Below are 13,183 nucleotides of genomic sequence, written 5' to 3'. Positions count from 1 at the left end.
ATAAACCCTCAGTTTGGTGCTGCACAAAATTAAGTATATTTATTTAGATTGAAATAAAAGGTTAAAAATTGTTAAAAAAAATGGAGGATTCTAAAAAATTTAGAATTCTCCATAATTTTTTTAGGCTATTTCGGAACAGCCCCTTTTTATTATATTTGAGTTGGGGCAACTAAATATATACTCTCTTTACTATTTTCTACATTCAATAATACAGGAGTTCTTTCATCATACATCTTCATTTCTACAATAGATGAATCAGAAATTGTTGTTAAATAATCTAATATGTATTTAACGTTTAAAGCTATTTTTAAGCTATCTCCTTCATATATGCAATTTATTTTTTCATTTGATATAGCTAAATCATTACTTCCAGAAACTTCTAATTGATTATTTTTGAAATTAAATATAGCTACATCTTTTTTATCGTTATTATCTTTTACAAATACAAAAACTCTTCTTAAAATACTTATTAAATCTTTTATATTTAATAAAGCCTTTTTATTATTTCTTACAGAATTTAATAAAGTTTTGTAATCTGGATATTGAATTTCAACAAGTTTTGTTAAAATCTCTACATCTTTAAACTTAAATAATATTCTAGTTCCCTCAGATTTAAATATTAGAGTTTCATCTTCAATAATTTTCATTATTTTAATCAAACTATTTATTGATCTTAACGGTATACTTATACTTAATGTTTCAAGATTTGCTTTTTCTTCAAATACTTTATTTAAGAATATTAATCTATGTGCATCAGAAGATACAAATTTAATTCCTGTATTATCTATTTCAAATCTTATACAATTAACTGCTAATCTATCTAAATTAATCGAAGCAGCAAATTTTACTCTTTCTATATCAGAAAGTAATTCTTCTCTTTTAAAAGTAAACTCTAATCCATTAGTAATGTATGGATCATTTCTCTTTTCAAATTCATAAATAGAAAATTCTGAACTACTTTTTCCAGAACTTATAGCAATTTTACCATTTACTTCCTTAATTTCTATAAAATCTTGATCTAATTGTTTTAAAAACTCTTCCATTAATTTATGTTTTATAATAAATTCACCTTTTTCTATAACTTCACAAGGCATTTCAGCTTTAATATATAAACCTTCACCCATTCCTTTTAAAAGTAATTTATCATCTAAAGTTTCAATGAAAATACCTGAATTTATTCCATTAGCTTTATCATCAACAATTGCATTTTCAACAATTTGTATTTTTTTTAGAAATTCTCTTCTATTAAGTCTAATATTTAACATAAACTACTCTCCCTCTTAATACATATATTTATATTCTTCTAAATTTTTCTTAAGTTTAGTTATTGCTTTTTTCTCTATTTGTCTAACCCTTTCCCTTGTAATATTAAGTTTTTCTCCTATTTCTTTCAAAGTATGTATTTTATTATTAGATAAACCATATCTTAATTCAAGTATTTCTTTTTCTCTTGCATTTAGTGTTTCTTCTAAAAGATGATACATTTCAGATAATTGATCATTTCTAATAATATCATCTTCAACATTATCATTTTGTCCTATAACATCTTCTAAGAAAATATTATCACCAATAGTGTCATTTAAAGATATTATTTCTTGAAATTCATTTTGTAATAATACCACTTTTGAAGGTTTCATGCCTAATACATCTGCAATATATTCTGTTGAAGGTATATCTCCACATTCATTTTGATATGTTTCTATAACCTTATTTACTTTTGATAATTGTTCATACTTATATGAAGGAATTCTAATATCCCTACCTAAATTTACTATAGCCTTTTTAATGGTTTGTTTAATCCACCATACAGCATATGTACTAAATCTTAAACCTTTTGTATAATCGAATTTATCTATAGACTTTATTAATACTAAATTACCTTCACTTATTAAATCTATTAACGGTAACCCATTACCTAAAAGTTTTTTTGCTTCTGAAACTACTAATCTAAGATTAGATAAAATTAGTAAATGTTTAGCTTGCTCATCATTTTCTTCTCTAACTCTCTTAAATAATTCTACTTCTTCTTCAGCTGTTAATAACTCATGATTTTGTAAATCTGAAATATACAGTGAAATAAGGTTAATATTACTTTCAGAAGAATTAGTTAGTTTTTTGTCTTCCATTTCCACCTCATTAAAATTCCGATCTTAATTCTCTTTCCATAAAAGTTTGTGTTAAATTACTAATATCTTTATCTTCATATAATAATTCATATAAAGCAGTAAAAATCGGTGTTCTTATTTGTTTTTCTTTTATTATTTCATATAGAGCTTTAATAGTTGTTGCACCTTCTGATACCATTTTCATTTCTTTAACAATATCATTCATTTTTCTACCTTTACCTATTTGTTCTCCTAAATATCTATTCCTACTATGTTTACTTGTACAAGTAACTATCATATCACCTAGACCAGTCAGTCCCATAAATGTAATTGGATTTGCCCCAAGTGTAGTTCCAATAAGAACTATTTCATTCATACCTCTTGTAAGTAGTGCCGCCTTAGTATTATCTCCATATCCTAAACCGTCACAAATTCCAGCACAAATAGCTAAACAGTTTTTTATAGCTCCACCCAGTTCTGAACCAATTACATCTGTACCAGTATATACTCTAAGTGATATATTGTTAAACGCTTGTTGTACAATTTTTGCAGCCTCTATATTTTCTGAAACTGAAAGAATTACAGAAGGCATATTATTAACAACTTCTTCTGCATGTGTTGGTCCAGCAAGTAAAACATAGTCATATTCTTTACCTTCTAAAACATCCTCACAAATTTTTGAAATTGTTAAACCAGTCGATATTTCAATCCCTTTTGCAACATTTACCAAAATATATCTTTTATTCATACTATCTTTTAGTTTTTCTAAAGTATTTCTCAAAAATTGTGTTGGAGTTGCAAGTAATATAATATCTATATCATTATTATTTAATACTTCATCATAATCATCAACTATTTCTATAGTTTCACTAAGTTTAAAACCTTTTAAGAAATTTTCATTTTCTCTTTTTTCTTTCATTTGTTTTCTATATTCTTCATTATATTCCCACAGAAAACACTTATGTCCTTTTTTATCTAATAGGTATGTTAAAGCTGTACCCCAGCTTCCTCCTCCAATAGTTAATATATTCATATATATCCTCACTTTTTATTTGCTTTATCAAAAAATTTAGCTTCATTTTTATTTATTAAATTAATAATATTAGATTTATGTCTTATTACAACTATAGCACCAATAAATAATCCAAAAAATACATATGTATTATTATTATACAATATATATGTTAAAATTGGAAGGAAAATTGCACAAGATATCGAACCTAATGAAACATATTGTGTTAATAAAACAATTATTACAAATATTAAAAGCAGTATTAATACAACTTTTGGAACTAGAACTATAAATACTCCTAATGATGTCGCTACAGCTTTACCACCTTTAAATCCTAAATATATACTATAACTATGTCCTAAAATTGCAGCCATTCCTACTAATACTGTTTGTATATCGGATAAATTCATTTTTTTAGATAAATAAACAAACACTGATCCTTTTAATACATCTAAAAATAAAGTAAAAACACCTAATTTCCAACCTAAAACTCTAGCAGCATTTGTTGAACCAACATTACCACTTCCATACTCTCTAACATCAATATTTTTAAATAATTTACCTATCCATAAAGCATTGGGTATAGAACCAACTAAATAGGCTATAATTATTAAAATAATTACCTTAACCATATTACTCCTTTTCCATTAATACCAATGTTTCAATATGATGTGTCTGTGGAAACATATCAAAACCTTTGATAAATTTTAAATTATAATTATATTCTTTTAGTATAGCTATATCACGTGCCAATGTAGTTGGGTCACATGAAATGTATACTACTCTTTTAATATTATTTTCATTTACCTTATCTAAAACTATTTTTTCGATACCTTTTCTTGGTGGATCAAATACTATATAGTCAATTTTGTTTTTTTCTAAAACTTTACTAATTGTATCTTCTACTTTACCAACTATAAATTCAACATTATTTATCTTATTTTCTTTACTAGTTGTAATCCCCGATTTTACAGACTCTGGAACTAATTCTAGTCCTATAACTTTTTTTGCTTTTTGGGCCATTATCATTGCAATAGTTCCAGTTCCCGAAAAAGCATCAATTACATTTTTATTATTATAGTCACCTAAAAAATTCAAAGCTTCTTGATATAATTTTATAGTTTGTTTTTTATTTATTTGAAAAAAGGAATTAGGATAAATCTTAAAATTAATTCCAAATATATTTTCAAATAAATACGGTTTGCCAGCTATATTTATATTATCTTCTCCAAATATCACATTATCAATTTTATTTTTAACTGATATATAAATTGATTTAATTTCTTTATTTTCTTCATAAAATTCTAAAAGAGTTTTCTTTAAAAACTTAAATGTAGATCTTGTATTTACAACTATAGCTAACATTACATCTCCAGCTTCATTATTTCTAATTACACAAGTTTTTAAAAATCCAGTATTAGTAACGTCATTAAAAACTTTAAATTCATGTTTTGTGCCTTTGTAATTATTTAACTTTTTTAGAAGTTTTTCTAAAATATTTGTTGAAACCTTTGATCTTAGATTTACTTTATCACTTGTAAATATTTCATGTGTTTTCTTTTTAAAAAAACCTGTTTTAATCTCTCCATTTATTTTTACAAATGGTTCTGCAACCTTATTTCTATAATTAAAAATGTCAGAAGATTTTTCAATATAAATTTCTTCATCTATATCTAATTTAGCAATTCTTTTCATTACATCTTTTAATATCTGTGATTTATATTTAATTTGAGAATCATAATTAATCATAGCAAAATCACATCCTGAATAATCCTCAAAAGTAATTTTTTCAGTAGAAATTCTATCTTTAGAAGGTTTTAATATATTTTGTATTAAACCTCTAGCATATGTTTTCTTAACCGATATTATTTTTATACTTAATTCATCACCAGGTACTGACATAGGTACAAAAATTACCATTTCTCCATGTTTTGAAATACCTTCTCCACCAAAAACTAATTTTTCTATCTTAACATTTAATATGTCGTTAACCTTCATTTAAATACTCCAATGCATTTTTTAATTGTATCATCATACCTATTTTTATAGCATTTTCATCAACTTTAAATTTTGGATGATGTAAATCATATATTGCTCCATTTTTTTCATTTCTAATTCCCAATCTATAGAAAGATCCTTCAATTTCACTTAAAAAGTATCCAACATCTTCAGCATCCATTCTTGATTTTTCAATTAATACACAATTTTCTGAACCTAAAATATTTTTGATATTTTTTTCTAAAAACTTTGTTTTTTCATCATTATTAATAACTGGAATATAGCTATCTTTAAATTCTATGTCAACTTTAGCACCCATGCTCTCAACAAATTTTGGTAACATATTTTTTATTTCATTTACTATCCACTCTTTTAACTCTAAAGTTAAAGTTCTTATAGTACCTGTTAATACAGATTTATCTGCTACTATATTTTGCGCAGTACCTGCATTAAAAGTCCCTACAGTTATTACTGCACATTCCCTTGCATCTATTCTTCTACTTACAATTGATTGTAAATATTCTATTACTTTAGATCCTATAACTATAGTATCTATTCCTAAATAAGCTAAAGCAGCATGCGAAGACATACCATTTATTGTAATTAGAAAAGTTGATGATGTGGCATGTAACTTCCCATATTTTATCCCTACTTTACCAACTTCAATCTCAGGAGCAACATGAAATGCGAATATTGCATCAGATTTAAAATCATCATTTACTCCATCTTCTAACATTCTTTTTGCTCCACCTACAGTTTCTTCTGCTGGTTGAAAGAAAAATTTTACGTTACCAGACCATTTATCTTTATTTTCTGACAAAATTTTTGCTACTCCTAATTGAACACTTGTATGCACATCATGTCCACAAGCATGCATAACACCATTATTAACAGATTTAAAATCAACATCACTTTCTTCTAAAATTGGTAATGCATCTATATCTGCTCTAAAAGCTAAAGTTTTACCTAAACCATTTTTTATATATGCATATATTCCTGTATTTGCAACTTTCTTATACTCGATATTATGTTTTTCTAAAAAATTAATAATATAATTAGAAGTATTATATTCATATTCACTTAATTCAGGATTTATATGTAAATATCTTCTATGTGAAACTATTTCATCAAAAATTTCTTCAACCTTATTTATTATAAAATCATTCATATTTTTCACTCCATTTTCTTTATATTTTAACATAAACAAAAATCTTTATCAACTAAATATGCATAAATACTTGCTTTTAGAGTATATATAAGATATAATTAGTGTAGAAGGGAGTGTATGAGTAATATCATACTAAATTATGTCTGTACAATCTATTGATAGAGCAATGAATTTACTTGAAATTTTATCACAAGGAACTAATATTTCATTGTCAGAATTATGCAAAAAAAGTAAATTAAATAAAACAACTACTTTTAGAATATTACATTCTTTAAAAGAAAATGGATATGTTAAACAAAATAAAAAAGGACAATATTCTTTAACATACAAGATGTTTAGAGTTGGAAATAGAGTAGTTCAAAATATTGATTTTGCACAACCTGCAAAAAGCTATATTACAAAATTAGCTGTTGAAACTAATCAAACTATACATTTAGTAATACGTGATGGAAGTCAAATACTTTATATAGATAAATTCTCTCCAGAGAATACTTCTAATAATATGGAATGGTCTAAAATAGGAAGACGTGCTCCTATGCATTGTACTTCAGCAGGAAAAGCTATATTAGCATATTGTAGTGAAGAAGACATTAAAAACATTTGGAATCAAACAGATATTATAAAATATACAGCTAGAACTATTGTTAATCTTGAAACATTAATGGATAATCTAAAATTGGCTAAGAAAAATGGTTATGCTGTAGAATACGAAGAATATGAATTAGGATTATATTGCATTGGTTGTCCAATTTTTAATTCTAAATCCGAAGTTTGTGGTTCTATTAGTATATCTATTCCTTTATCTGAAAAAGAAAACTCAAAATCTTTTTTGTTGAAAAAATAAAAGAGTGTTCAAAAAAAATATCAAAAAAATTAGGATATGAAGAAAAGTAGCATAATCAAATGCTACTTTTTATAATTACATATGCAATTGCTGTATCTTCAGTATGACTAAGTGATACATCTCCGTCTATCATTTCATCATTAACATATAAATTTGGTTTTCCTGACTCTAAATTTACTATTTCTATCTTATTTAGATTAATATCTACTATACCAGTTCCTATAGCCTTCAAATAGGCTTCCTTAGCAGCAAATCTAGCACTATATGACTCATATTTATTTTTTCTTTTCTCACAATATTCAATTTCTTTTTCACTAAAAACTTTTTTTAAGAAATATTCATTGTTCAAAATGGCTTTTTTAATCCTAGACACATTTACTATATCTACACCTATTTTATACATATATCATACACCTTCATTGCATTTTCATTTGTTTTATTTATCACTTCTTCTACTGTTAAACCTTTTAGTTCAGAAATTTTTTCAACAACATATTTTACATATATAGGATTATTTAATTTACCTCTAAAAGGGGAAGGTGTTAAATATGGTGAATCAGTTTCAATAACAATCTTATCTAAATTTAAATTTCTCACTAATTCATGAGTAACTTTATTATTTTTAAAAGTTACAGTGCCCCCTATACCTATATAGAATCTATCTAATAAGTGTTCTACCATTTCATAAGTTCCTGGAAAACAATGTAAAATACCACGTAGTTTTGGATAATCATTAATTATTCTAATAGTATCTTCTAAAGCATCTCTTGTATGTACAACAATAGGCATATCTAATTCTATAGCCTTTTCAATTTGTAATCTAAAATATTTTTCTTGTACTTCTTTAGGATCATTCATCCAATAATAATCAAGTCCTATTTCTCCTATTGCTACAATTTTATTATTATTTTTAGCAAAATCAATCATCTTATTAAAATCCTCTTCATTATATTTAGAAATATCGCATGGATGATAACCTACAGTAGAATACATAAAATCATATCTATCCGATAGTTCAATACTTTGAAAGGTACTTTCTAAATCACAAGATATATTTACAGCAAATAATAAGTTTTTTTCAATATCCTTTATTATTTCATCTCTATTTTCATTATATAGCTCAGAATAAAGATGCATATGTGTATCTACCATTTTTTTCATATATATCACCTTCCTTTTTTCCATAAATTAAAATAGTAAGTGTCCAAAAATCTAACTAAGCTAGATTTAACAGACTATCATAAACTTTTAGAGATGTTAAAGAATTGAAAATTTTTCTTGGATAATTATTCATGAAATCTTCAATGCATTTAACATCTTTTTTTGTTAAATGATTCATAGATGTTCCTTTAGGAACAAATCTTCTTACCATTTTATTATTGTTTTCATTACTTCCTCTTTCATTAGAGCAATATGGATGTGCAAAATACCAATCAACACCCAAATCACTTATTGCCTTTACATTAGAAAATTCAGCTCCATTATCAGATGTTATTGATTTTATTAAATATTTATTACTCTTTATTATTTTCTTAACCTCTTTTATTACATTTTCATTTGTTTTTGAAGCAAGTAAACAAACAATATTAATTCTTGCCTTTCTCTCAGCTAAAGTCATTATTGATTTTCCAGAACCTTCTCTAAGTCCAACTACACTATCTATCTCCCAATGAACTAATTCCTCCCTATTATTTATTATATCAGTTCTTTCATCTATGCTCAATCCTCCAAATTTAGTAACAGCCTTTTTGTGTGTCTTAATACCTTTGCTTTTATAGATGATAGTATTACTCTCTTTCTTGTAACCATAGCTTTCAAAAAAAGAACTATTTATGTAATTGTATAGTGTTTGAACAGTAAAATTTATCTCATACTTTTCACTTAATTTAACAATAATTGCATAAGGAGAGTATTTTTGTTTTAATAATTTAACAATATCTTTAATTAAATCCTCATTATTTTCAATTTTAAGAGAAATTTTCTTATTAGTGATACTATTAGTATACCTAAGGTTAGATGTATCCTTAGAGTAGATTAAAATCTTATTATGCATATAATCTAATTGTTCAACAGTACCTCTTTTTATTTCTCTTTTTATAGTTTTTAGAGATTTATTTAAGATTTTAGCTATCCTTTTTAAAACGTTACCAAAAAATTTTTTGTTTGAAGTTGTTGGATTTGAAACAAACTTAGTTATATTTAGCATATTAACTTGTTTTAATTCGTGTTCTATTATTACTCTATCAACATAATTTAAATGTTTGTAATTTAGCTCTTTATTATTTTCTATTTTTGTATTATTATTAGTCATGGGTATACAGTTCCTTTCAATTGATTTAGACGTTTATGATTGTACTGTATATCCAATTTTTTTTCAAGTTATTTTTGGACACTTACTATTTTAATTTAGGTTTTATTTATTATATCATATTTTTAGGTTTTATTTATTATATCATATTTTTTATTGACATTACAAAAAAATTATAGTATAATTATTAAGTCTTAAGAGATATTGTGTGGATAAGTGGTAGAGAGGCCGAATACACTTCCCTGCTAAGGAAGCATCCGGGCATAAACCTGGATCGTGGGTTCAAATCCCACCTTGTCCGCCATTTTTTTATATGTACCTATAGCTCAATTGGATAGAGCGTTTGACTACGGATCAAAAGGTTGCGGGTTCGACTCCTACTAGGTACGCCATTTTAAATATAAAAACAATGTATTTATAAGAGTTTGAGAGGTATTCAACAAATTAACCGTACTAAAAAAATAAAGACTAGATTTATTCTAGTCTTTTTATTTTACTCCTTCATATCTCTCTATAATATCCCATGCATTATTAATCTTATTTGTAACTTCTGTTGCTCTTTCTTTTTCTTTTTCATCTTGGTAAAAATCTGGATGATATTTTTTAAGCATAGTATTTCTAGCCTTTTTCTTTACATCAAAAGAATCTGTTGTCTTTACTCCTAAGTATTCACAAGCTTTTTCATATTCACTCTTAATATTAGTGTAAGTGTTATTGTAGTTATTATATCCATTACTTTGTTCATAATTATTATATCTAGTATAATTTTTAAAATCATCATCAGTATACGTGTATGTATTAATTTTAAAACCAGTCAATTTCATTACCAAATAACCTACTAATACTAAAAATATTATAAAAGCTATAAAGGGTAAAAAGAATACTAATGTAAATATCAATATTATTATTCTAATAATAATTCCACTACCACCATCTCTTCTATTATTTGAAAAAATAGCCATAACTAATAATCCAAATAATATTGCAAATATATTTCTCATTTCAAACCTCTCATTTTATTGCGAATTTTTTAAGTTTTTCACCTAAATTATATATTTTCTTTTTTATCCAACTTTTATTTTGTATAATGAGTAATTCATTTATTTCTTCATTAAAAAATATTTCTAAATTAGAATAATGATTTTGTAGATAAAGTTCATCTATATTATTTATCAATTCAGTTGGAAATTCATCTATTTTTAAATCTTTAGAAAGATCATTTATCCTTAAATAATTCCTATTATCTAATATCCTAGTTAAAATATAGTCTGTATTTTCAATAGACGTTTTCATTGTAGTTTTTAATAAAGGAAATGCCATAGATATTAATCCCGAATCCTTTTCATCTACATTGAAAAATTTCATGAACATATTATCTAAAAAAGAATTAAGTCTAAACATTTTTTTTATACTTTGATTTGATACCTCAGATATATCATATTTAATATTTTCAATTCCAGTTCCTAAAGATAATATTTTTAGTTCTTTTAAATCTTTTACACCTAATTCAAAAGAAACTGCTAGCCCTAATAACGCTGGATTATTAGAAAAAATTGAACCATCAACATACATTTTTTCATTAATTTTATGTGGGGAAAAGAATCCTGGAGCTGCAGATGAAGAAATTATAGCATCTCTTAGATCAAATTGTTCTTCAACTTTTTTATTTAATTCTTCATAACTTTTAACTATATTAATTTTCGAATCACTAAGATCTACACTTGGTATGATTAAATTTGTTTTTAAATCTTTATAAGATAAATTGTTAATATATTTATTTATTGTATTTTCTAATCTATAGTTTTCATATAAAGAACCAAAAAGTCCTCTTTTTCTATTACTTTTTTTCTTAAAAATATCTTTATAACAATCTTTATATATATTCAAAATTTCTCTAGGTTCGTACCCTAATGATAACAAAGTCGCAATTATTGAACCTGTACTTGTTCCAATAATAATATCAAAATATTCATAAAATTTTATATTAAAATCTTTTTGTATTTTATCAAGCATCATTATGGTATAAATTCCCTTTAATCCTCCACCATCTAAACTTAATACTCTCATTTTTATTTCACCTTTACCACTTTATTTCATCAACATTAATTTTATGTTCATTAATGTACATTTCTTTTACCTTTGCATCTTGCATATGTATTACTTTATCCGCAATTTTTGCAATCTCAGAATTATGAGTTACAATAATTACAGTAACATTCTTTTTAGAACTTAAATCAGATAAAATTTTTAAAACTTGTTTACCTGTATTAAAATCTAATGCTCCTGTAGGTTCATCACATAAAAGTATTTTAGGATTTTTAGCTATAGCTCTTGCAATAGAAACTCTTTGTTGTTCTCCACCAGATAATTGTGATGGAAAATTATCCATTCTATTTTCTAATCCAACTTCTTTTAAAATTTTGTCTACATCTATATTATCAGATACTAATTCAGAAGCTAACTCAACATTTTCTTTAGCAGTTAAATTTGGTAATAAATTATAAAATTGGAATATAAAACCAACATCAAATCTTCTATATTTAGTTAACTCATTTTTATTAAAACTGGCAATATTTTTATTATCTATATATATATTACCTGAATCTACAACATCCATACCACCTAATATATTAAGTAAAGTAGATTTACCAGCACCAGAAGAACCTAAAATCACAACAAATTCACCTTTATTAATTTCAAAATTTATATCATTATTTGCAACTATAATATTTTCACCTATAATATAGCTCTTTTTTAGATTTTCAATTTTAATATAGCTCATAACAGTTCTCCTTTCAGTTAATATTTATAATTATAACATTATTTAATGAAAAAATAAATAGAAAAAGGATTATAACTAGTATAGAACATGTACCAAAAAACTGGACACAGAAATGTGAAAAAGTTTGGAGGTACATTTTTTATGGGAAGAAAAGGTAAATTTACATTTGAAGAAAAACTTAAAATGGTTAAAAATATTAAAGAAGGAATTCCAATTTCAGTTGTAGCAAAAGAATATAATATCGCTACAGAGACTCTAAGTATTATTGTTTCAAAATATAGATTTCATGGAGAAAAAGGTCTTAAAGAAGTAGGTAAGCATAATAGATCATATACTATAGAGTTTAAACAAAAAGTAATAAATGAATATCTTGCTGGAAAAAGTACTCGACAATTAGGAATAGAGTATTTAATTAGTAAAAATGTTGTAAAAAATTGGATAAATCAGTATAATAAGGGTATATTAAAAGAATATGATCCTAAAGGAGAAATATACTCTATGAGAAGTCCTAAACTAAGTAAAGAAACTAAGATGAGTATTGCAAAAGAATGTATAGAAAAAGGGAAAAATTACAAAGATATATGTACTAAATATGGTGTTAAATATCCTAATCTTTATTCATGGGTTATTAAATATGAAAAAAACAAATAGCTAGCGAAATAAATTCAGCCTCTAGCGAAAAAGAGAGATATGAAATATTACTTAAACTAAAAAATAAAGAAATTGAATTATTAAAAGCTGAAAATGAGATCTTAAAAAAAAACGAAGAAATATTGGAGAGCCTAAAGCAAAAGTAAATTTAGCTAAATATCTTACCATAGAAGAGCTTAAATCTAAATACCCAATTAAATATTTATGTGTTGTATTAGAACTTAATAGAAGCTCATACTACAACTATCTTAAGGTTAAAGACATCAAAAGAGATTTAGAATTGATAGAAGCAATTAAAAAAATAGATAAAGAAGT

At 25.0% G+C, this 13,183-nt stretch carries 14 protein-coding genes and 2 tRNA genes; 4 read left to right on the top strand and 12 right to left on the bottom strand.

Annotation, left to right across the window (positions count from 1 at the left end):
- Positions 1 to 149: 149 nt before the first annotated feature.
- The 6 genes from dnaN to AYC60_RS05475 are packed head-to-tail and all read right to left on the bottom strand — an operon-like array spanning position 150 to position 6,283.
- On the bottom strand, positions 150 to 1,265 hold the full coding sequence (gene dnaN, locus AYC60_RS05500; RefSeq protein ID WP_067322186.1) for a DNA polymerase III subunit beta: 1,116 nt from the start codon (positions 1,263 to 1,265) through the stop codon (positions 150 to 152).
- A 15-nt stretch (positions 1,266 to 1,280) separates the two neighbouring features.
- Positions 1,281 to 2,126, bottom strand: a complete 846-nt coding sequence (locus AYC60_RS05495; protein WP_067322183.1) for a sigma-70 family RNA polymerase sigma factor — start codon at positions 2,124 to 2,126, stop codon at positions 1,281 to 1,283.
- 10 nt (positions 2,127 to 2,136) lie between these two features.
- Positions 2,137 to 3,138, bottom strand: a complete 1,002-nt coding sequence (locus AYC60_RS05490; RefSeq protein ID WP_067322180.1) for an NAD(P)H-dependent glycerol-3-phosphate dehydrogenase — start codon at positions 3,136 to 3,138, stop codon at positions 2,137 to 2,139.
- Between the two features lie 8 nt (positions 3,139 to 3,146).
- The gene (gene plsY, locus AYC60_RS05485) at positions 3,147 to 3,749 is read right to left on the bottom strand and encodes a glycerol-3-phosphate 1-O-acyltransferase PlsY (protein WP_067322177.1); all 603 of its coding nucleotides are present in this window, start codon (positions 3,747 to 3,749) and stop codon (positions 3,147 to 3,149) included.
- A gap of 1 nt (position 3,750) precedes the next feature.
- On the bottom strand, positions 3,751 to 5,115 hold the full coding sequence (gene rlmD, locus AYC60_RS05480; protein WP_067322175.1) for a 23S rRNA (uracil(1939)-C(5))-methyltransferase RlmD: 1,365 nt from the start codon (positions 5,113 to 5,115) through the stop codon (positions 3,751 to 3,753).
- Complete coding sequence (locus AYC60_RS05475; protein ID WP_067322188.1) at positions 5,105 to 6,283, bottom strand: M20 metallopeptidase family protein; 1,179 nt, start codon at positions 6,281 to 6,283, stop codon at positions 5,105 to 5,107. The genes rlmD and AYC60_RS05475 overlap by 11 nt, the downstream gene beginning before the upstream one ends.
- Before the next feature lie 139 nt (positions 6,284 to 6,422).
- Between AYC60_RS05475 and AYC60_RS05470 the strand changes: the two genes are divergently transcribed.
- Positions 6,423 to 7,127, top strand: coding sequence for an IclR family transcriptional regulator (locus tag AYC60_RS05470; RefSeq protein WP_067322173.1), 705 nt, complete (start codon positions 6,423 to 6,425; stop codon positions 7,125 to 7,127).
- Between the two features lie 55 nt (positions 7,128 to 7,182).
- On the opposite strand, the gene acpS is transcribed toward AYC60_RS05470, so the two are convergent.
- From acpS to AYC60_RS05455, 3 genes are read right to left on the bottom strand one after another with little or no spacing between them, the layout of a single operon-like run.
- On the bottom strand, positions 7,183 to 7,530 hold the full coding sequence (acpS, locus tag AYC60_RS05465; protein ID WP_067322170.1) for a holo-ACP synthase: 348 nt from the start codon (positions 7,528 to 7,530) through the stop codon (positions 7,183 to 7,185).
- Positions 7,518 to 8,288: a TatD family hydrolase gene (locus AYC60_RS05460; protein WP_067322168.1), complete on the bottom strand. Its 771-nt coding sequence runs from the start codon at positions 8,286 to 8,288 to the stop codon at positions 7,518 to 7,520. Before AYC60_RS05460 ends, acpS begins: the two co-directional genes overlap by 13 nt.
- A gap of 55 nt (positions 8,289 to 8,343) precedes the next feature.
- Positions 8,344 to 9,438, bottom strand: a complete 1,095-nt coding sequence (locus tag AYC60_RS05455; protein WP_067322166.1) for an IS30 family transposase — start codon at positions 9,436 to 9,438, stop codon at positions 8,344 to 8,346.
- 207 nt (positions 9,439 to 9,645) lie between these two features.
- Here AYC60_RS05455 and AYC60_RS05450 point away from each other — a divergent pair.
- Positions 9,646 to 9,739 (top strand) — tRNA-Ser (locus tag AYC60_RS05450).
- Positions 9,740 to 9,750: 11 nt separating this feature from the next.
- A tRNA-Arg gene (locus tag AYC60_RS05445) sits at positions 9,751 to 9,827 on the top strand.
- A 96-nt stretch (positions 9,828 to 9,923) separates the two neighbouring features.
- On the opposite strand, the gene AYC60_RS05440 is transcribed toward AYC60_RS05445, so the two are convergent.
- The 3 genes from AYC60_RS05440 to AYC60_RS05430 are packed head-to-tail and all read right to left on the bottom strand — an operon-like array spanning position 9,924 to position 12,217.
- Positions 9,924 to 10,436 (bottom strand): J domain-containing protein, encoded by a 513-nt coding sequence (locus AYC60_RS05440; protein ID WP_067322163.1) that lies wholly within the window; start codon positions 10,434 to 10,436, stop codon positions 9,924 to 9,926.
- A 10-nt stretch (positions 10,437 to 10,446) separates the two neighbouring features.
- The gene (locus AYC60_RS05435) at positions 10,447 to 11,502 is read right to left on the bottom strand and encodes a patatin-like phospholipase family protein (protein ID WP_067322161.1); all 1,056 of its coding nucleotides are present in this window, start codon (positions 11,500 to 11,502) and stop codon (positions 10,447 to 10,449) included.
- Positions 11,503 to 11,515: 13 nt separating this feature from the next.
- Positions 11,516 to 12,217, bottom strand: a complete 702-nt coding sequence (locus AYC60_RS05430; protein WP_067322158.1) for an ABC transporter ATP-binding protein — start codon at positions 12,215 to 12,217, stop codon at positions 11,516 to 11,518.
- 141 nt (positions 12,218 to 12,358) lie between these two features.
- Here AYC60_RS05430 and AYC60_RS05425 point away from each other — a divergent pair, with 141 nt between their 5' ends.
- The gene (locus AYC60_RS05425) at positions 12,359 to 12,868 is read left to right on the top strand and encodes a transposase (protein ID WP_067322156.1); all 510 of its coding nucleotides are present in this window, start codon (positions 12,359 to 12,361) and stop codon (positions 12,866 to 12,868) included.
- Positions 12,869 to 13,183 lie beyond the last annotated feature (315 nt).

Source organism: Streptobacillus felis, from assembly GCF_001559775.1.
Taxonomy (GTDB): Bacteria; Fusobacteriota; Fusobacteriia; order Fusobacteriales; family Leptotrichiaceae; genus Streptobacillus; species Streptobacillus felis.
Note: the sequence above shows the minus strand (reverse complement) of the source record. Positions and strands in the feature narration are given on the sequence as shown.

Bases quoted from the DNA above. Each gene is read 5' to 3' on its own strand.
- AYC60_RS05495 (WP_067322183.1), bottom strand. From the start codon at position 2,126: ATGGAAGACAAAAAACTAACTAATTCTTCTGAAAGTAATATTAACCTT.
- AYC60_RS05430 (WP_067322158.1), bottom strand. From the start codon at position 12,217: ATGAGCTATATTAAAATTGAAAATCTAAAAAAGAGCTATATTATAGGT.
- AYC60_RS05455 (WP_067322166.1), bottom strand. From the start codon at position 9,438: ATGACTAATAATAATACAAAAATAGAAAATAATAAAGAGCTAAATTAC.
- AYC60_RS05460 (WP_067322168.1), bottom strand. From the start codon at position 8,288: ATGAAAAAAATGGTAGATACACATATGCATCTTTATTCTGAGCTATAT.
- AYC60_RS05470 (WP_067322173.1), top strand. From the start codon at position 6,423: ATGTCTGTACAATCTATTGATAGAGCAATGAATTTACTTGAAATTTTA.
- AYC60_RS05490 (WP_067322180.1), bottom strand. From the start codon at position 3,138: ATGAATATATTAACTATTGGAGGAGGAAGCTGGGGTACAGCTTTAACA.
- AYC60_RS05425 (WP_067322156.1), top strand. From the start codon at position 12,359: ATGGGAAGAAAAGGTAAATTTACATTTGAAGAAAAACTTAAAATGGTT.
- dnaN (WP_067322186.1), bottom strand. From the start codon at position 1,265: ATGTTAAATATTAGACTTAATAGAAGAGAATTTCTAAAAAAAATACAA.
- rlmD (WP_067322175.1), bottom strand. From the start codon at position 5,115: ATGAAGGTTAACGACATATTAAATGTTAAGATAGAAAAATTAGTTTTT.
- AYC60_RS05435 (WP_067322161.1), bottom strand. From the start codon at position 11,502: ATGAGAGTATTAAGTTTAGATGGTGGAGGATTAAAGGGAATTTATACC.
- AYC60_RS05475 (WP_067322188.1), bottom strand. From the start codon at position 6,283: ATGAATGATTTTATAATAAATAAGGTTGAAGAAATTTTTGATGAAATA.
- acpS (WP_067322170.1), bottom strand. From the start codon at position 7,530: ATGTATAAAATAGGTGTAGATATAGTAAATGTGTCTAGGATTAAAAAA.
- AYC60_RS05440 (WP_067322163.1), bottom strand. From the start codon at position 10,436: ATGAGAAATATATTTGCAATATTATTTGGATTATTAGTTATGGCTATT.
- plsY (WP_067322177.1), bottom strand. From the start codon at position 3,749: ATGGTTAAGGTAATTATTTTAATAATTATAGCCTATTTAGTTGGTTCT.